The 17,132-nt window shown below is 70.3% G+C and carries 18 protein-coding genes; 9 read left to right on the top strand and 9 right to left on the bottom strand.

Translation table 11 applies throughout. The features are described from left to right. Positions 1–204 precede the first annotated feature (204 nt). The 3 genes from ACIGDI_RS19520 (at position 205) to glgX (ending at position 3,011) form a co-directional block, all read left to right on the top strand. Complete coding sequence (locus tag ACIGDI_RS19520) at positions 205–513, top strand: hypothetical protein (RefSeq protein ID WP_399898057.1); 309 nt, start codon at positions 205–207, stop codon at positions 511–513. 84 nt (positions 514–597) lie between these two features. Next, positions 598–720, top strand: a complete 123-nt coding sequence (locus ACIGDI_RS19515; RefSeq protein WP_399898055.1) for a hypothetical protein — start codon at positions 598–600, stop codon at positions 718–720. A 149-nt stretch (positions 721–869) separates the two neighbouring features. Next, positions 870–3,011 (top strand): glycogen debranching protein GlgX, encoded by a 2,142-nt coding sequence (gene glgX, locus ACIGDI_RS19510; RefSeq protein ID WP_399898053.1) that lies wholly within the window; start codon positions 870–872, stop codon positions 3,009–3,011. A gap of 73 nt (positions 3,012–3,084) precedes the next feature. On the opposite strand, the gene ACIGDI_RS19505 is transcribed toward glgX, so the two are convergent. Then, positions 3,085–3,447: an STAS domain-containing protein gene (locus ACIGDI_RS19505; protein WP_399898051.1), complete on the bottom strand. Its 363-nt coding sequence runs from the start codon at positions 3,445–3,447 to the stop codon at positions 3,085–3,087. 157 nt (positions 3,448–3,604) lie between these two features. Between ACIGDI_RS19505 and ACIGDI_RS19500 the strand changes: the two genes are divergently transcribed. Further along, complete coding sequence (locus tag ACIGDI_RS19500) at positions 3,605–4,051, top strand: ATP-binding protein (protein WP_399898049.1); 447 nt, start codon at positions 3,605–3,607, stop codon at positions 4,049–4,051. A gap of 58 nt (positions 4,052–4,109) precedes the next feature. Continuing rightward, the gene (locus ACIGDI_RS19495; RefSeq protein ID WP_142146189.1) at positions 4,110–4,265 is read left to right on the top strand and encodes a DUF6131 family protein; all 156 of its coding nucleotides are present in this window, start codon (positions 4,110–4,112) and stop codon (positions 4,263–4,265) included. Between the two features lie 153 nt (positions 4,266–4,418). Here the strand turns inward: ACIGDI_RS19495 and ACIGDI_RS19490 are convergent, their stop codons facing one another. Next, positions 4,419–6,767: an alpha-L-fucosidase gene (locus ACIGDI_RS19490; RefSeq protein WP_399898047.1), complete on the bottom strand. Its 2,349-nt coding sequence runs from the start codon at positions 6,765–6,767 to the stop codon at positions 4,419–4,421. Between the two features lie 227 nt (positions 6,768–6,994). Between ACIGDI_RS19490 and ACIGDI_RS19485 the strand changes: the two genes are divergently transcribed. Genes ACIGDI_RS19485 through ACIGDI_RS19475 form a run of 3 tightly spaced genes read left to right on the top strand, consistent with a single transcriptional unit; the run spans position 6,995 to position 8,913 of the window. Beyond that, entirely contained in the window at positions 6,995–7,627 is a 633-nt protein-coding gene (locus ACIGDI_RS19485; RefSeq protein WP_399898045.1) for an RNA polymerase sigma factor, read from the top strand. Continuing rightward, positions 7,624–8,688 carry a CU044_5270 family protein gene (locus ACIGDI_RS19480; protein ID WP_399898043.1) on the top strand — a complete coding sequence of 355 codons (1,065 nt, stop codon included), beginning with the start codon at positions 7,624–7,626 and terminating at the stop codon, positions 8,686–8,688. The genes ACIGDI_RS19485 and ACIGDI_RS19480 overlap by 4 nt, the downstream gene beginning before the upstream one ends. Beyond that, the gene (locus ACIGDI_RS19475; protein ID WP_399898041.1) at positions 8,689–8,913 is read left to right on the top strand and encodes a hypothetical protein; all 225 of its coding nucleotides are present in this window, start codon (positions 8,689–8,691) and stop codon (positions 8,911–8,913) included. It abuts the gene before it with no gap. Positions 8,914–9,115: 202 nt separating this feature from the next. Here ACIGDI_RS19475 and ligA read toward each other — a convergent pair whose 3' ends face one another. The 5 genes from ligA to ACIGDI_RS19450 all read right to left on the bottom strand — a co-directional run bounded on the left by ligA (position 9,116) and on the right by ACIGDI_RS19450 (position 14,567). Further along, positions 9,116–11,209, bottom strand: coding sequence for an NAD-dependent DNA ligase LigA (gene ligA, locus ACIGDI_RS19470; protein ID WP_399898039.1), 2,094 nt, complete (start codon positions 11,207–11,209; stop codon positions 9,116–9,118). A gap of 99 nt (positions 11,210–11,308) precedes the next feature. Then, the gene (locus ACIGDI_RS19465; RefSeq protein ID WP_200698486.1) at positions 11,309–11,524 is read right to left on the bottom strand and encodes a hypothetical protein; all 216 of its coding nucleotides are present in this window, start codon (positions 11,522–11,524) and stop codon (positions 11,309–11,311) included. 95 nt (positions 11,525–11,619) lie between these two features. Further along, on the bottom strand, positions 11,620–12,030 hold the full coding sequence (locus ACIGDI_RS19460) for a cupin domain-containing protein (RefSeq protein ID WP_399898037.1): 411 nt from the start codon (positions 12,028–12,030) through the stop codon (positions 11,620–11,622). A gap of 152 nt (positions 12,031–12,182) precedes the next feature. Then, positions 12,183–13,472, bottom strand: a complete 1,290-nt coding sequence (locus ACIGDI_RS19455; RefSeq protein ID WP_399898035.1) for an MFS transporter — start codon at positions 13,470–13,472, stop codon at positions 12,183–12,185. Positions 13,473–13,550: 78 nt separating this feature from the next. Beyond that, positions 13,551–14,567 carry a zinc-dependent alcohol dehydrogenase family protein gene (locus ACIGDI_RS19450; protein WP_399898033.1) on the bottom strand — a complete coding sequence of 339 codons (1,017 nt, stop codon included), beginning with the start codon at positions 14,565–14,567 and terminating at the stop codon, positions 13,551–13,553. A gap of 212 nt (positions 14,568–14,779) precedes the next feature. On the opposite strand from ACIGDI_RS19450, the gene ACIGDI_RS19445 reads away from it, so the two are divergent. Beyond that, complete coding sequence (locus tag ACIGDI_RS19445) at positions 14,780–15,664, top strand: helix-turn-helix transcriptional regulator (RefSeq protein ID WP_399898031.1); 885 nt, start codon at positions 14,780–14,782, stop codon at positions 15,662–15,664. 67 nt (positions 15,665–15,731) lie between these two features. Here the strand turns inward: ACIGDI_RS19445 and ACIGDI_RS19440 are convergent, their stop codons facing one another. Together ACIGDI_RS19440 and ACIGDI_RS19435 are read right to left on the bottom strand one after the other, a co-directional pair. Continuing rightward, positions 15,732–16,667 (bottom strand): YihY/virulence factor BrkB family protein, encoded by a 936-nt coding sequence (locus ACIGDI_RS19440; RefSeq protein WP_399898029.1) that lies wholly within the window; start codon positions 16,665–16,667, stop codon positions 15,732–15,734. Then, a complete protein-coding gene (locus ACIGDI_RS19435) occupies positions 16,657–16,863 on the bottom strand; it encodes a hypothetical protein (RefSeq protein ID WP_399898027.1) in 207 nt (68 codons plus the stop codon). Before ACIGDI_RS19435 ends, ACIGDI_RS19440 begins: the two co-directional genes overlap by 11 nt. Positions 16,864–17,132 lie beyond the last annotated feature (269 nt).

Here is a 17,132-nt window from a genome sequence, read left to right as displayed (position 1 = left end):
AGCATGAGACGGCTGATGTGAAGGTCGCTGGTTCCAAGGGGTGAAAGTGGCCCCGAGGTGTGGCCTGCCTCCCGCTCGCGGATGCCGGTGAACGTTGCCTGTTGAAAGAATGCACGGGTGCAGCCACTGCCGGTTCCCTGTCCCGCTCGCCTCATCCCGGACGCCACGGGTGCCGGGGCCTTCCGGGACGCGTATCGCGAGGCCATGGCGCGCAACGCCGTATTCGTGGCCATCGAGTCCGAGGCGCCCCGACAGTGGACCGTGAAGGCGGACACTCTCACCGCCGGCGCGGACCACACGGTGGCCGACGCCGTCAACGATGCCATTCGGGCCGCGATCCTCCGCCTGGTCCGCAACCGCGAGGCCGATTTCGGCGCCTACACGGGACCGGTCTACTTCATGATGCACGGGGTGCGGAGCGAGGAGCGGGCCCGCGAACTCGCCGCCGCGATCCATGCCGCCCTCTATGGGGACCTGGAGCCTCTGGCCCGCGCCGTTCCTTCGACACCCTGACGCGCACGCCCTTGTCTCGGCGGCATACGGGCATGCGCGGAGCTTGCCGCCAGACGGGCGTCCCTATGGCTTACCGCGAGACGGGTGTCCCTAAAGCTCACCGCGAGACGGGCGTCCCTACAGCTCCGCGAGGCGGCCGCGCGCACGGCCCACCGCAAATACGACGCCGTGATCTACGGCGCCCATGAACTGCCCGTCACCTGGTGACGGTGCGCACCGCGCCGGTCACAGTGGGCGTTGCCGCTGTGACAGGGGATGCCTGCCGTTCCCGGCCCCCCTGCATGCTCGGTGATCGGAGGGGCACTAGGGAGCAGACGAGCGCGGCTGCCCTCCGGCTGCGCGGGGGAGGGTGAGGTATGCGCATCTGGCAGGAGAACACGGAAGTCGGCGCGCGGCCGGGGCAGACGGCGCCTCTGGGAGCCACCTTCGACGGCGCGGGCACGAACTTCGCGGTGTTCTCCGAGGTGGCCGAGCGCGTCGAGCTGTGCCTGTTCGACGAGGACGGTTCGGAGGAACGCGTCGCCCTGAAGGAAGTGGACGGCTTCGTCCACCACATCTACTTGCCGGACGTCGGCCCGGGCCGACGGTACGGGTTCCGGGTGCATGGGGCGTACCGGCCCGAGTCCGGTGAGCGCTGCAACCCGAACAAACTGCTGCTCGACCCCTACGCCAAGGCGATCGAAGGCCAGGTCGAGTGGAACGAGGCGCTGTTTCCCTACCACTTCCAGGACATCGACCGCTACAACGACCTGGACTCCGCCCCGTACATGCCGAAGTCGGTCGTGGTGAATCCGTACTTCGACTGGGGGAGTGACCACCCGCCGCGGACTCCGTACCACGAGACCGTGATCTACGAAGCCCATGTGAAGGGCATGACGATCACCCACCCGGCGATACCCGAGTCGATTCGCGGCACCTACGCGGGGCTGGCCCACCCGGCCATGATCGACTACTTCGTCAAGCTCGGCGTCACCGCGGTGGAGCTGATGCCGGTGCACCAGTTCGTGCAGGACCACGCCCTGGTGGAGAGGGGCCTGTCGAACTACTGGGGATACAACACCATCGGCTTCTTCGCCCCGCACAACGCCTACGGCTCCTCGGGCCAGCGGGGCGAGCAGGTCCAGGAGTTCCGGGCCATGGTGAAGGCCCTGCACGAGGCCGGTATCGAGGTGATACTGGACGTCGTCTACAACCACACCGCCGAGGGCAACCATCTCGGGCCGGTGCTGTCACTGCGCGGACTGGACAACGCGGCCTACTACCGGCTCTCCCCGGAGGACCCGCGCTACTACTGGGACACCACCGGTACGGGCAACAGCCTGCGGATGAACCACCCGCACACCCTTCAGCTCATCATGGACTCACTGCGGTACTGGGTGACCGAGATGCACGTCGACGGCTTCCGCTTCGACCTGGCCGCCACCCTGGCCCGCCAGTTCCACGAGGTGGACCGGCTGTCGTCGTTCTTCGACCTCGTACACCAGGACCCGGTCATCTCCCAGGTGAAACTCATCGCCGAGCCGTGGGACGTCGGCGAGGGCGGCTACCAGGTCGGCAACTTCCCGCCGCTGTGGACCGAATGGAACGGCAAGTACCGCGACACCGTACGTGACCTGTGGCGGGGCGAGGGCGGCACGCTGGGAGAGTTCGCCTCCCGTCTGACCGGCTCCGCCGACCTGTACCAGAGCGACGGCCGCCGGCCCTTCGCCTCGGTCAACTTCGTCACCGCGCACGACGGTTTCACCCTGCGCGACCTGGTCTCGTACGACGGCAAGCACAACGAGGCCAACGGCGAGGACAACCGCGACGGCGAGGATCACAACCGCTCCTGGAACTGCGGCGTCGAGGGCCCCACCAAGGACCGCGGTGTCCTCGCGCTCCGCGCCCGCCAGCAGCGCAACCTGCTGGCCACCCTGCTGCTCTCCCAGGGTGTCCCCATGATCTCCCACGGCGACGAACTCGGCCGTACCCAGCAGGGCAACAACAACGCGTACTGCCAGGACAACGAGCTGACGTGGATCGACTGGGAGAAGGCCGCGGAGGGGAGCGAACTGCTTGACTTCACCCGCATGTTGATCGCCCTGCGCCGCGACCACCCCGTCTTCCGTCGGCGGCGCTTCTTCAAGGGGCGCGTCCCGCGAGGGAGCGAGACAGCGTCGAAGGACATCGGCTGGTTCACCCCCGGTGGGCAGGAGATGACCGACGACGACTGGGACACCGGGTTCGCGCGTTCCCTCATGGTGCACCTCAACGGCAAGGCCATCACCGAACCGGATCTGCGGGGCCTGCCCGTGCAGGACGACTCCTTCCTGCTGCTGGTCAACGCCCACAGCCAGGCCCTCACCTTCGCGGTGCCCGACGAACTCGGCCCCTGGTGGGCGGTCGAGGTGGACACGGCCATCCCGTACACCGAGTTCAGGCCGCTGATCAAGGCGGGCAGCGACGTGGAGGTCGAGGCCCGGTCGCTGCTCGTCCTGCGCGGCCACGAGGATGCCTAGGCCCGGCGGGTGAGGTCCTGCATGGTTCCGTAGCGGCCGGCGGTGGCAGGGCCGACCGGACTCGGGGCACGCGTCAGGTCGTCAGGGCCTGGTGCAGGGTCGGGCAGCAGTCGATGACGGTGTCGATGCCGACGATCTGCAGGACGCGGAGCACGGAGGCGGTGGGTGCGGCCAGCCGCAGCCAACCGCCCTCCTCGGCAAGGGTGTTGTGGGTGGAGATGAAGATGTTGATGCCCGTGGAGTCCAGGAACGTGACGTGTTCGAGGTCGACCACGACGCGCAGGCGAGGGGCATCCGGCCGCGGCAGGGCCTGGCGCAGCACCTGGGCGGTGTCGCGGTCGATCTCTCCCACGAGAGTGATCACATGGATGCCGTCGATGACGGTGGGGGTGGCCGACAGCCGGCCGGGGCGCCCAGTGGGGTCGACGTCGGTCATTTCTCCCTCGAACAAGACGTTGGAACTGGCACACTGAAGCGTTGGCCCGAGCTGCTGTGTGAAGGATACGTGTGACACGTGTGCGTGGCGCAGCCATCGGTAGCAGCGGGACGACTCGCGATTCTGCGCAGGATCAGCGGCGTTGAAGACAGCGGTCATGGATCTCGCTGTGAGGAAGGGGAAGACCACGGCGTCGGAGCAGGGGCCGGAGACGAGCGTCGCGCTGGACGGTGACGGAACGTGTATCGCCCGGGCCCGACATCTGGCCGCGGACTTTCTCAACCGCCAGGCCGGGCACGCCGTGGCGGTCTCCGCGCGCGCGGGGGAAGTGGTCCAGCTGGTGGTGAGCGAGTTGGTCACCAACGCCTACAAGTACGCACCCGGCCCGGTCATGATGGTGCTGAGGATCACCGGCGAGGCGGTGGAGGTCCAGGTGTGGGATTCCCACCCGGGGCTGCCGGAGGCCCGGACCGCTGACGCCGACCGGGTGGGCCAGCACGGCCTGGAGATCGTGAAAGCCCTGGCAGTGGGCTTCGAGGCCCGGCAGGTGACGGCCGGCAAGTGCATCAGCGTTCGTATCGCCCTGACGGACGGCCAGGGGTGAAGTCGCCACTTGGGGGCATTCGGGAGAAGACACGTCAGGCAACTTCGGGAGGTACGGCATGCTCGCCATCGGCATCATCCTGCTGGTCATCGGCTTCCTCACCGGCGTCTCGATCCTGTGGACCCTCGGCCTCATCCTGACCGTGGTCGGCGCCGTCCTTTGGATCATGGGTTCCACGGGCCACGCGGTCGCCGGCCGACGCCACTATTGGTGACGCGAGCCGAGAAACCCGGGCCTGTGGCCCGTCGCAGTGCGAGAGCCCCGGGAGGAGAAGCAGCCTCCCGGGGCTCTCGCGACACACAAGCGCACAGCACGTTCGTGGAGCGGGTCGGTTCGCCGTATGGCGGGCGGGACGTGGTCGTAGGGGTCAGGGGCGCCAGTCCACCTTGAAGACCCATACGTACCGGCCCGCCTTGCGCGCGGCTTCGGGCACGTCGATCAGCAGGGCGCCCTTGCTCGTGGTCCACGACAGCGGCCGGTCGTGGCCGAGGAGGGTGATCTTGTCGCCGCCGCGGACGGGTACCGGCGCCTCGACGCGGAGCTTGGCACCCGGCTCGGCGAGTGAATGGACGTAGAAGGCGTCGTCCGGGCGGACGGTGAACCGCAGATCGTCGCCGAGTTGGGCCATGCGGGACCAGTACGTCGTGTCGTAGATCGCCTCGCCGTTGGTGCGCAGCCACCGGCCCGTCTCCCGCAGCCGGGTCTGCATGATCTCCGGGATGGTGCCGTCGGCGCGCGGACCGATGTCCAGCAGGAAATTGCCGTTCTTGGAGACGATGTCGACGAGACTGCGCACCACTTCCTCGGCCGTCATGTAGGCGTCGTCCGGGGTCGCCTGGTTGTAGCCGTAGCTGAAGGGGTCCAGGCCGCGGCTCGACTCCCACTTGGCGACGACCGTGTTCTCGTACGTCGTGTACTCGGGCGTGGTGAAGTCGTGGAAGGCGATGCCCGAGCGGTCGTCGACCGTGACGTCGATCGGGCGGCCCCGGTTCTTGGCGTGGTTGAAGTACTCGGCGAGCACATGGAGGCTGTCGTTCGCGCCGCCGATGTCGCACCAGATGAGTTCGGGATCGTAGCCGTGGACCAACTCCAGCATCTGCGGGGCCTGGTAGTCCCGGACGAAGTCCTTGCCGGCGGTGTACCCGGTGTACGGAACCGGCTGGAGGGTGTACGGGTTGCGCGGGGCGTGGCCCATCCAGGGGTTGTCGGGGTTGAACCACTCCGGCATCGAGAAGTAGAGCCCTCGGTGCAACTCGGGTGCGTAGCGGCGGGAGGCGTCGAACAGTTCCTTGACCAGGTCCCGTCTCGGGCCCATCTTCACGGCGTTGCGGTCCGAGACCTTGGTGTCCCAGAGCGCGAATCCCTCGTGGTGCTTGGAGGTCAGGACGTGGTACTGCGCGCCGGCGTCGCGGAACAGCTCCACCCAGGCGCGCGGGTCGAACTTCTCGGCGGTGAAGCGCGGGATGAAGTCGTCGTAGGCGAAGTCCTCCCCGTAGGTCTGCCGATGGTAGGCGTACACCGCGTTGGCCGGGTCCTGCATGTGGTTCCAGTACCACTCGGCGTACTGCTTGCCCACCGGTGACCAGGCGGGCACCGAGTACACGCCCCAGTGGATGAAGATGCCGAACTTGGCGTCCTGGAACCAGTACGGCGCCTGATGGCCGGAGAGGGAGACCTCGGTGGGCAGGTAGTCGGCCACGCCGAGCTTCAGCCTGCTCCGCTGGGAGGTGGCGCGGGCACCGCGGCCGGTGACGGTCACCGACCCGTCCTGAACGGTCCCGGGAACCACCCCCCGACGGTTGCGGATGCCGACGCGCACACGGGCCTGTTCGCCGGAGGAGAGGCGCCGCACCCGGGCCGGTTCCACGGTGCGGGCCCCGGGCACCTCGATGGCCACGGACACCCCGTCCTCGGCCAGGATCGGGACCGTGCCCGCGTTGACGACGGTCGCCTCGACGCTCTGCGCGCCCGTGCTGTCCATCAGGGAGTTCGTGGAGTGCGCGTTGCGCAGGGCCAACGCCCGTCCCTGGGCGACGGGTTGCAGGGAGAGAGCGAACACGTGCAGGGAAGCCTTGTTCGGCTGCGGCGAGTTGGTGACCGGCAGGGTGAGCGCGATCGCCTCCCGCTGCGGGTCGATCCACACCTCCGCCGTGCCGATGCCGACGCTGTGCGTGTCCTTGGCGCCGTCCGGGGTGTAACGGTACGACGCCGAGAGTGAGCCGCCCGCCGAGTACCAGTCGGCCCCACCGAGGCTCGCCGTCGTGGTCGATCCGTCCGCGTAGTGCACGGTGGCCGTGCCGGAGGCGTTTCCGTAGCTGCCCGCGGTGAGGAAATGCGCCGACAGGTAGCGGCCCTTGGGCAGCTCGATTCGCTGACCTAGGGCGACGACGTTGTTCTTGGCGCCGGCCCCCGAGGAGGGGAAGACGAAGGGGATTCCGTCGACCTCTACGGGGCCCGCCGCGAGTTCCTCGCCGGGGAAGGTGTAGCCCGAACCGTCGAAGTCGCCGCCGCGTGCGGAGGCGGTGTCGATGCCGTCGTTGTCGTAGAGGGCGTCGAGCGGGACGGGCACGGGGTCGGGGACCGAAGCCCACGGCCCCGTGCGCCGGTCGACCGGTTGCGCCGCGTGCGCGGGTGTGGCGGTGCTGAGGGGAAGGACGGCGGCGGTGGTGATGCCTGCTGCCGCGCCCAGAACCTGACGTCTTGGAGGAGTACTCATGGCGGCTCCCAATTCATCGGATGTCTGATGATTGAGGAGGTGTGATGCCCTGTCAATGGGGCGGGAACGATGGCCAGTTGACGAATTGGTCGGATGGCTGATGCAGGCGCACCTCCGGTTCGTCCGTCGTGGCCCGTCGTCGACGGTCGGGTACTTGTGCGACCTCTGTGACATAGCTCACGGGAACTCGTCCGCACGATCCGTCAGTTCAAAGCGTGATCACAGATATGCGAACGCGGGTACGAAACGGAGATCCAGATGCCTTCGCGGAACTCTTCGACGAGTGCGCCCGATCGGTGTACAACCACGCCTTCCGGTTGACCGCCGACTGGTCCGCCGCCGAGGACGTCATGTCGGCCACCTTCATGGAGGCATGGCGGCGCCGCGCCTCGGTCGAGGCCGAAGGGGGCTCCCTGCGGCCGTGGCTGCTGGGCATCGCCACCAACGTCGCCCGCTCCCAGTACCGCAGCAATCGCCGCTACCGCAACGCGGCAAGCGCCGCGGCCGCCGCGAATGCCGCCGAGGAGCAGGTCGAGGACCATGCCGAGGAGACCGCCGGACGCCTGGACGACCGGCGCAGGATCGCCGCCACGGTGGCCGCCCTGAGTCTGCTCAAGCGTCCCGAACGCGAGGTCCTGACGCTGTGCCTGTGCGAGGGGATGGAGTACACCGAGGCGGCCCGCGTCCTCGACATCCCCGTCGGCACCGTCCGCTCCCGCCTCTCGCGCGCCCGCGGCAAGCTGCGCAGACTCGCCGACGCTCAACTCGTCAGAGAGAAACGGGAACCCACCCCCACGAACCGGCAGACAACAGGTGATCGCGGATACGCGGTCCGGTCCGCACAGGAAGGAAACCGATGAACGCCAGCCCCTCCCACCAGCCGCACCCGGCTGAGTGGACGGAGACGCAGAGCCTGCTGCCCTCCGCCGAGCGGGATCTGCCGGCGGGCCGCCACCAGTTCCACAAGGAGCAGATGATGGCCCGGATCCACGAAGACCTCCGCACCTCCCCGGCAGTGCCCCCGAAGCGGCCCAACCCGTTCCTGCGTCGCACGATCCTGGTGCCCGCCGCGGCCCTCGCCCTGGCCGGCGCGGTCGTCGGCGGCCTCGCCCTCACCGGTGGCGACGCGAACGGCGACAAGACCACCCTCGGCACCGGGCCCGCACTGACCACCCAGGTCGGAGTCGCCGACGCCAAGGGCGCCCCCCGGCTCCTCGACCGCATCTCCCTGGCCGCCGCCGACACCTCGACGCCCACGCCGCGCACGGGCCAGTACGTCTACATCGCCTCAAAGGTGGCCAGCACCCACCCCCGTACGGTCGGCGACAGGACCACGGTGGTCAGCGACGAGCTGCACTCCCGCCAGGTGTGGAACTCCCTCGACGGCAAGGACGGCTGGCTGATCGAGGCCGGTCAGACGAGCGACCAGGGCATCACCCTCTCCAGCGACGTCCCGCTGAGCGGGGCGTACAACGCCCTGGCCAAGCTGCCCACCGACCCCCAAGCGCTGCTGCGGCGGATCTACCGGGAATCGGACGCCAGCAGGGACCCCGAAGTCCCGCGCGACCAGGCCGCGTTCGTCGCCATCGGCGATCTGCTGACCGAGAGCTACCCGCCCGCTGCGGTCAGCGCCGCCCTCTACAAGGCCGCGGCCAAGATCCCCGGCGTCGTGGCGGTGGACGACGCGGTCGACGCCACCGGCCGGCACGGGATCGCGATCGCCCGGCAGAACGACACCGCCGGCGAGCGCACCGAGTGGATCTTCGACAGGAAGACCTTGCAGTTCCTCGGTGAGCGCACCGTCGTGGTCAAGGCCGTGGCTGGCAGTCCGTTCAAGGTCGGTACGGTCACGTTCACCAGCGCGATCACCCAGCGGGCGTTCGTCGACGCCGACAAGCAGGTCCCGGGGCAGGCGAGCTGAATGCGTGACAGGGAGGCTGCCGGTGCCGCACTGGCAGCCCTGCTGGTGTCGGGGTTGTTGACCGGCGCCGCGCTGTCGACCCCCGGCTCCGGTCTCGGCGTACGGACGGAGGCGACGGTCACCGTCGTGGGGGGCGGCTCCCAACTCGGTGAGCGCACCAGGGGAGCAGGCCCTGGAAGCGAGAAAGGCCCCGGCTGGACGGGGGAGACCAGCCGGGGCCGCTAGCGGTGGCGTGCGGAGGGCGGTCGCCTCTCGGCGGGATGCTCCATGGGGCTTCAGCCGAACGATCGTCCCCATGGGCGGAAGGTGAGGCCCGGGGACACTGTCCCCTCCGCAGCCACGCTTATTTGAACGGTCGACCACCCCGGACTGTTCCCGGCCCCTCACTCCTGACGGAGTGATCTGAGGCACACCCGCCGGGGAGGGGTCACCCGATGAACTCGGCGACCAGGGCGGCGAACTCGTCCGGGGTGGCCAGTCGGACACCCAGAGTCTCGGCCTTGGCCCGCTTCGATCCCGCACCCTCCCCGGCGACGACCAGAGTGGTCTTCTTGGAGACGCTGGAGGAGGAGCGGCCGCCGGCCCGTTCGATCAGCTCGTTCATCTGATTGCGGCTGAGCTTCTCCAGTACGCCGGTCATCGCGCCGGTGACCACCACCGTCATCCCGGCCAGCGGTCCACCGGCCGCACCCTCGGCCTCCCCTTCGGCGCCCGCGTCCCCGGTCGAGGCGGCGGTCGACGGGGGAGTGGCGCCGGGTTCGGTCATGTTCACCCCGGCGGCGGCGAGTTTGTCGATGAGCGGGGCGAGGTCGGCGAGTTCGGCGACGATCGACGGTGCCTTCTCGGTGCCGATGCCCTCCACCTGCTGCATCGCCTCGGCGTCCGCGGCGCGGATGTCGTCCATGGTGGCGAAGTGCCTCGCGATACGGCGGGACATGGAGCGGCCGGTGCCGCGGACGCCGAGCGCGCACAGCACCCGGGACAGCGGCTGGTCCTTGGCCGCGCCGATCGCGGCCAGGAGGTTGTCGGTGCTGGTCTCGCCCATCCGCTCCAGGCCCAGCAACTGCTCGCGGGTGAGGGCGAACAGGTCGGCGAGGTCGGTGACGAGACCGGCGTCGACCAGCTGGACGACCCGGGTGTGGCCGAGGCCTTCGATGTCGAGCTGGTCGCGGCCGGCCGCGTAGGACAGGGCGGCCACCAGGTGGCAGTTGCGTCCGTTCTCGCAGCGCCAGCGCTGCTCGCTGGTGTCGATCCCGGACCCGCAGCGCGGGCACACCTCCGGGAAGACGATGGGCTGTTCGTCGCCGGTGCGCAGGTGGGCGACGGGAGCCTCGATGCGGGGGATGACGTCGCCGGCCCGGTGCACCATGACCTGGTCGCCCAGCCGCAGGTCGCGGCGGGTGATGTCGGCCGGGTTGTGGAGGGTGGCGTAGGTGATGGTGGCGCCGTCGATCTCGACCGGTTCCAAGACGGCACGCGGGGCGATGATGCCGGTACGTCCGACGTTCCACTCCACCTCCAGCAGCCGGGTGATCTTCTCGACCGCCGGCAGCTTGTAGGCGATGGCCCAGCGCGGAGCCCGCGAACCCGATCCCGCCGCCTGCTGGTCAGCGGCCAGGTCGGCCTTGATGACGATCCCGTCGATCCCGAACGGCAGCTCGGCCCGCAGCGCGGCGATCTCCTGCAGCCGTGCCAGCACCCGCTCGACGGTGTCGGCGGTGATGCCGGGCACCGCGGTGGTGGCGGTGGTGTTGATCCCGTACGTAGCTGCCCGGTCCATCAACTCGCTGTGCGCGAGTTCGCCCAGTCGCGCGGCGAGCTCGGTCTCGGTGTCGGGCAGGGGCAGCAGGCCGTAGCCGAAGAACGTCATCGGCACGGTGTAGGCGCGCTCCTTGGCGCGCAGGGTGCCGGCGGACGCGCCGCGCGGATTGGCGAACGGCTGCCCGCCGTGCGAGGTACGCGTCTCGTTGGCGTGCTCGAACTGGGCGGTCGTCATGAGGACTTCGCCGCGCACCTCGACGGTGACCGGCTCGGCGAGTTCGTCCGGCAGCCCCTCGATGGTGCCGATCGCGTGCGAGACGTCCTCACCGGCCGTCCCGTCGCCGCGGGTGATCAGCTGTCTCAGGCGTCCGTGCGTGTAGCGGGCGGCGACCGCGAGACCGTCCAGCTTCGGCTCGACACTGAACCGCTCGACGTCGTGGCCGATGCGCCGGGCGAGCGAGGCCGTCCAGGCGGTGAACTCCTCCGGCGAGAACACGTTGTCCAGACTCAGCATCGCCACCGTGTGCGGGACATCGCCCTCCACCGCGCCGCCGGCGACCTTCCCCGTCGGCGAGTCGGGCAGCACCTGCTCGGGATGGTCGGCCTCCCACGCGGCGATGCCGCGCACCAGACGGTCGTAGGCGTCGTCGTCCAGTGCCGACGTCCCGCCCGCGTAGTAGGCCCCGGCGGCCTTCACCGCGTCTTCGACGGCCTGGGCGTAGGCGGCGGCATCCGTGATCACTGCTGCAGGTGTTGTCATGCCGGTCATCCTGCCTGCCACCACTGACAATGCCCCGTGGTGCGGGACGGAAGGCCCTGTGGAGCGGACCTGCGGGCCTCGACGGTGGGCGTGCGAGGCTCAGTGCTCCCACATGTCGGGCCCGCCGCCCCGCCACTCGACCGCATCCGACTGCCGTACCCACGTCTCGTCGGTGCTCTCCAGGCCCGCGAGGCGCAGGAACTCCACGATGTCCAGCAGCCCGTACGCCATCCCGACGAACCGCTCGCCCATCCGTACCCGCCGGCCTCCGTCTTCGGCGGGCGGGTAGATCACGATGGGCTGCGTGCTGGTCATGGCACCAGCGTGCGGTCTGAGAGGCCGGCTCGCATGCGGGGCGCCGGTGCCGCTCGATGCTCACGGCATCGGCGATCCCTGCCGTGTTCTGCGGGTCAGCGGCTGCCGTTCACGGCGTCGGCGTACTGCTCGTCGGTGACGGGCTCCAGCCACGTGGTGCCGTCGCCGTCGGCGTTGCCGACGACCATGGCGATGTGCGCCATCAGCGTGGTGTCGGTGGCGCCGTGCCAGTGCTCCTCGCCCGCCGGGCACTTGATCGTGTGGCCCGCGCTGACCCGCACGACGTTGCCGTCGCGGGTGCCGACCAGTCCGGTGCCGTCGGTGACGTAGAGGGTCTGGCCGTTGGCGTGCCTGTGCCAGTTGGTGCGGGCGCCCGGAGTGAAGCGGACCAGGGCAGCGGTCAGTCGGGCGGGTTCGCTCGGGGTTGCGATCATGTTGAGGTAGACGTCCCCGGTGAACCGCTCGGCCGGTGCCTTGGCGGTGGGGGTCGAGGTGACGTGCTCCATGTTGATCTTCCTTGTGGTGTGGTGGTGTCGGGCCGTACGGGGGCGGGATCAGGAGGAGTCGCGTTCGTCCGCGATCTTCTTGAGACGGTGGCGGGTCTTGTTGAGGCGGATGGCGGGGCTCGCGGCGTTGCCGATGAGCCAGCACGTGGGGTTCACGGACGATGCCGAGGATGGGCCGAGGCCAGCGCCGTGCCGGTCGTTGCGGCGTCCTGCCGCGGTGCCGGCATCTGGGCTTCGCCGGCGCTCCGGGCGACGGTTCGGGTCACGTCGCTCTTGGCCGTCACGGCCAGGGCGATCAGCGGCAGCAGGGTCAGCCCGCTGAAGACGGCGCCGACCAGGGCGGGACCGGTCACGCCGAGGGAGGAGGCGAGGGCCTGTCCGGCGAGCGCGGATCCGGCGGCGATGCCGGTGTTGTAGGCGGACGTGGTCAGCGCCGAGGTGAGGGTGGGCGCGTCACCGGCGAAACGGACCGCGAGGGCGGTGACGACCGGGTTGATCGTGAAGCCGGTGAGGGCCATGAGAAAGATCAGGACGACGGCCGCCGCCGGGGTGGTGGACAGCGGGATCAGCGCGATCAGGACCAGCGCGGTCGCCGCGGCGGCCGGGATCGTCGTGCCCATGGGACGGCGGTCGCCGAACCGGCCGCCGACGACCGTGCCGCCCAGCGCCCCGGCGCCGAAGGCGAGCAGGACCAGCGGCACGGCCCCGGCCGGGATGCCGGCCCGCTCGGTCAGCAACGGGGTGATGTACGTGTAGGCGGCCAGCACACCACCCATGATCAGAACGGCGGCGGTCAGCGCCAGCCACAGCCGGCCCTGGCGCAGTGCCCGGATCTCGCCGCGCACCGAAACCCCGGCGCGCTGCTCCGTTCGGGGGAGGAAGCGTCCGATCGTGGCGGCGGCGAGCGCGGCGAGCGCGGCCAGGGTCCAGAACAGTCCGCGCCAGCCGGTGATGTGGCCCGCCAGTGAGCCGGCCGGGACGCCGATGACGTTGGCCAGGGTCAGGCCTCCCATCAGGACGCTCACCGCCCTGGTGGCGTCGGCGGGACCCGCCGCGGCGGTGGCGATGACGAAGCCGACGGCCCAGAACGCGCCGGTGGCCAGCGCGGTGACGAACCGGGCGGCCATGACGACGGTGAAGGAGCTGGTGAGAGCCGCGACGACGTGGCCCGCGGCGAAGACCGTCAGCGCGAGTACGAGAGTGAGGCGCTGCGGGAGGCGCAAGGTGGCCAGGGCCATCACCGGCCCGCCGACGATCATGCCGACGGCGAAGGCGGTGACCAGCAGTCCGGTGTGCGAGACGGAGGCGCCGAGGTCGGGGGCGATGTCCGGGAGGATGCCGGCGATGACGAACTCGGTGGTGCCCATCAGGAAGGTGCCGCCGGCCAGCACCCACACGACAAAGGGCAGCTTGCCCGACGCGGCCGCGGCGGGGTGGGGCATGGAGGACTTCTTTCCGTGTGTACGGGGGCCAGGTGGCGGGGTGCACGGGTGGTCGGGTCGCCCGGCGCTGCTCGCCGGTCAGGGCTTGAGGAGGGTCTTGATGGCCCGGCGTTCGTCCATCGCCGCGTAGCCCTCGGCGACCTGGTCGAGCGGCAGCGTGAGGTCGAAGACCTTCCCCGGCGTGATCGCACCGGACAGGACGCGGTCGACGAGGTCGGGCAGGTAGCGACGCACGGGGGCCGGGCCACCGCGCAGGCCGACGTGGGAGAAGAACAGCTCCTGTCCGTCCACGGCGACGCCGTGGGGGACGCCGACGAAGCCCACGTTGCCGCCCGGCCGGGCGCAGCGCAGGGCCTGGTGCATGGCCTCCTCGGTGCCGACGCACTCCAGCACGCTGTCCGCGCCGATCCCGCCGGTCAGCTCGCGAATCCGGGCGACACCCTCGGCGCCCCGCTCGATGACGATGTCGGTGGCGCCGAACTCGCGGGCCAGCTTCTGCCGCGTCTCGTGCCGCGACATGGCGATGATCCGCTCCGCGCCCATCTCCTTGGCGGCGATCACCGCGCACAGGCCGACCGCGCCGTCCCCGACGACCACGGCGGTCGATCCGGGCCTGACCTCGGCGGCGTCCGCGGCCCACCAGCCGGTGCCCATGACGTCGGACACGGCCAGCAGGCTCGGCCAGAGATCCTCGCCCGGGACCTGGTCGGTGGCGACCAAAGTGCCCTGGGCGTTGGGGATGCGGACGTAGTCGGCCTGGCAGGTCGACATGAACTCGCGGTGCAGACAGTTGGACTGGAAGCCGTTGCGGCAGTTGGCGCAGGTGTTGTCGGAGGTGGCGAAGGAACCGATGACGAACTGGCCCGGCTTGACCGCCGTGACCTCGCTTCCGACCTCCTCGACGAAGCCGACGTACTCGTGGCCCATCGGGTGCGGCTCGTCGGTCGGCTCCAGGCCACGGTAGGGCCACAGGTCCGAGCCGCACACGCAGGTTACGGCCGTACGGATGACCGCGTCGGTCGGAGCGAGGATCTTGGGGTCGTCCAGGGTCTCGAAGCGGATGTCACGGGGGGCGTAGATCATTGCGCCGCGCATGGGGGAATCCTTCGCGTGCCGGGGCGACGTACCAGGGGAGACGTCCGTCGCCGGGTGCAGAGCCAGGTGGCGTCCCGCCCGCCGGCTCGCGGCCGGACGAAGAGTGCCACGTCATCCAGGTAACCCGCTTCCGGTACGCGTAGCGAGGCACCGTCGAAGGGTGTACTGCCAGTACATCCCTACGGTCCCGCACGGCACGTACCGTCGAATGTGTGGACAACCAAGCAGAGGTCCGCGAGTTCCTCACCTCGCGGCGAGCGAAGATCACCCCGGAGCAGGCAGGCCTGCCCTCGGGCAGCCGGCGCCGGGTGCCGGGCCTGCGCCGCAGCGAGGTCGCGGCCCTGGCGGACATGAGCGTGGAGTACTACTCCAAACTCGAGCGCGGCAACCTCGCCGGAGCCTCCCCGGCCGTCCTGGAAGCCCTCGCCCGGGCCCTCCGGCTCGACGACGCCGAACGCGCCCACCTCCTCAACCTCGCCCACGCGGCCGACGGCTCCGACACCCTCACCCGACCGCGACGCCGCTCCGCGCAGTGGAAGGCCCACCGCAGCCTGCAATGGGTCCTGGACGCCGTCACCGCCGGTCCGGCCTTCGTCCGCAACGGCCGTATGGACATCCTCGCCACCAACCGACTCGCCCGCGCCTTCTACGCCGACGTCTACGCCACCCCCCACAACCAGGCGAACCTGGCCCGCTTCAACTTCCTCGACCCCGCCTCCCGCCGCTTCTACCCCGACTGGGACTGGGCGGCCGACATCTCCGTCGCCATCCTGCGCACCGAAGCCGGCCGCAACGCCCACGACAAGGACCTCCACGACCTCGTCGGTGAACTGTCCACCCGCAGCGACGACTTCCGCACCCGCTGGGGCGCCCACGACGTCCGCCACCACGGCACCGGCACCAAACGCTTCCACCACCACGCCGTCGGCGACCTCACCCTCGCCTACGAAGGGCTGGAGATGGCCGCCGAACCCGGTCTCACCCTCACGATCTACACCGCCGAACCGGGCTCCCCCTCCGAGGAGGGCCTACGTCTGCTCGCCTCGTGGGCCGCCACCCAGGACGCCGACTCCACGGAGGCCTCCGCAGTGAACTGACCGCCTCTGTAATCGGGTTCGTGAAGTGACCCGCGTCCCCGGCCGCCCGAACCCAGCCGCTCACGGCTCAGGCGGATGGCCTGCCGTCCGGGCCGAGCCCGGTGCCGAGGCGGCCGGAGGCCTCCTTGCTCAGCTCGGCGGTGAACTGCGCGCCGCCGAGCAGCGCGAGGTTGGACAGCCACAGCCAGATCAGGAAGACGACGGCCCCGGCAAGGGAGCCGTACAGCCTGCTGTAGGTGCTCAGGGTGGAGGCGTACAGCGCGAATCCGGTCGAACTGGCCAGCCACAGCAAGGCGGCAAGGACACCGCCGGGCAGACTGTACGCGCGTCGGCGTGCCGCGACCGGACCCGTGTGGAAGACCACGATGACCAGCAGCGCCACCAGACACAGCAGCAGCGGCCAGCGCAGCACGCTCCAGCCCCATGCCGCCGTGGCGCCCAGGCCGAAAACCCGGCCCAGATCCTCGGCGAGAGGTCCCGTCAGCAGCAGGGCGAGGGAACCGGTCAGCAACAGGACGAGCAGCCCGAACGCGGTGAGCACGATGCGGTGGGCCCGGCGCAGCGGCGAACGGCTGTCCTCGATCCGGTGCATACGGTGCAGCGCTCGACGGAAGACGGCGAGGTAGCTGGAGGCCGACCAGAGCGCACTCACGGTGCCGACCACCAGCAGCGGCCACGCGCCCCCGTCCACGCCCAGCATCCGGGACAGGGCGGCGTGCAGCGCCACCGCCGACTCGGCGGGCGCGTAGGCGGTGACCTGCGTCACGAACTCCCGTGCCGTACCCGGACTGATCAGGCCGAACGCCAGGACCGCCACCAGCAGGGCCGGCAGCACCGCGAGGATCGCGTAGTACGTCAGGGCCGCCGCGAAGTCCGAGATGTCGTCGTTCCACAACGACACCGGCGTGCGCCGCAGCGCCGGCCACCAGGCGGCATGCGGCCGGGGCCGGGGCACGGGACGGACGGCGGGGCGGGTCTCGCCGGGGAAGGGGTCAGCGGACATGGGACTCACGATGCGGTACGGCGCCGGGGCGCGGGCGGATGTGCGGGTTGTACGGCGCTGCCGACTCCTCGACCGCTGCGTCGGTGGTCACCGCGCGCGAGGCCGGTCCCGGCGCGGCGCAGCCGCAGACGAAGGCGGCCGGTCCCCGGGCCGTCGTTGCGTCCGGGGCCGAGGGCCCGCAGGCATCCATGGTCACGGTGGTGGTTCCTTTCCTGCCGTGCTCGGTCGTAGGGCGCCAGCCCCTCGTTTCGACCCGCTCCGGCCGCCGCTGTGACGCGGATGCCCCGAAAAGGCCTCGACAGGCCACCGCAGTCCAGTTCGTCGACGGCGTCGTCCAGTGCATGCCCGTACGGGCCGGATTCATCCGCCCGACGACGGCGCCGCGTCCCGGCCGGCCTTCCACTGGCGCGTTCTCGTGCTCTCGGACCCGCGCTGGACATGGGGGCGTAGGCTCGAAGGCACCGA

It is taken from the genome of Streptomyces sp. NPDC085900 (genome assembly GCF_044540925.1).
Taxonomy (GTDB): domain Bacteria; phylum Actinomycetota; class Actinomycetes; order Streptomycetales; family Streptomycetaceae; genus Streptomyces; species Streptomyces gilvifuscus.
This window is presented reverse-complemented; position numbering and strand designations above follow the sequence as displayed.

Coding starts and splice junctions, on each gene's coding strand:
- ACIGDI_RS19520 (WP_399898057.1), top strand. CDS start 205: ATGGCGCGCAACGCCGTATTCGTGGCCATCGAGTCCGAGGCGCCCCGA.
- glgX (WP_399898053.1), top strand. CDS start 870: ATGCGCATCTGGCAGGAGAACACGGAAGTCGGCGCGCGGCCGGGGCAG.
- ACIGDI_RS19505 (WP_399898051.1), bottom strand. CDS start 3,447: ATGACCGACGTCGACCCCACTGGGCGCCCCGGCCGGCTGTCGGCCACC.
- ACIGDI_RS19500 (WP_399898049.1), top strand. CDS start 3,605: ATGGATCTCGCTGTGAGGAAGGGGAAGACCACGGCGTCGGAGCAGGGG.
- ACIGDI_RS19495 (WP_142146189.1), top strand. CDS start 4,110: ATGCTCGCCATCGGCATCATCCTGCTGGTCATCGGCTTCCTCACCGGC.
- ACIGDI_RS19490 (WP_399898047.1), bottom strand. CDS start 6,767: ATGAGTACTCCTCCAAGACGTCAGGTTCTGGGCGCGGCAGCAGGCATC.
- ACIGDI_RS19485 (WP_399898045.1), top strand. CDS start 6,995: ATGCGAACGCGGGTACGAAACGGAGATCCAGATGCCTTCGCGGAACTC.
- ACIGDI_RS19480 (WP_399898043.1), top strand. CDS start 7,624: ATGAACGCCAGCCCCTCCCACCAGCCGCACCCGGCTGAGTGGACGGAG.
- ACIGDI_RS19475 (WP_399898041.1), top strand. CDS start 8,689: ATGCGTGACAGGGAGGCTGCCGGTGCCGCACTGGCAGCCCTGCTGGTG.
- ligA (WP_399898039.1), bottom strand. CDS start 11,209: ATGACAACACCTGCAGCAGTGATCACGGATGCCGCCGCCTACGCCCAG.
- ACIGDI_RS19465 (WP_200698486.1), bottom strand. CDS start 11,524: ATGACCAGCACGCAGCCCATCGTGATCTACCCGCCCGCCGAAGACGGA.
- ACIGDI_RS19460 (WP_399898037.1), bottom strand. CDS start 12,030: ATGGAGCACGTCACCTCGACCCCCACCGCCAAGGCACCGGCCGAGCGG.
- ACIGDI_RS19455 (WP_399898035.1), bottom strand. CDS start 13,472: ATGCCCCACCCCGCCGCGGCCGCGTCGGGCAAGCTGCCCTTTGTCGTG.
- ACIGDI_RS19450 (WP_399898033.1), bottom strand. CDS start 14,567: ATGCGCGGCGCAATGATCTACGCCCCCCGTGACATCCGCTTCGAGACC.
- ACIGDI_RS19440 (WP_399898029.1), bottom strand. CDS start 16,667: ATGTCCGCTGACCCCTTCCCCGGCGAGACCCGCCCCGCCGTCCGTCCC.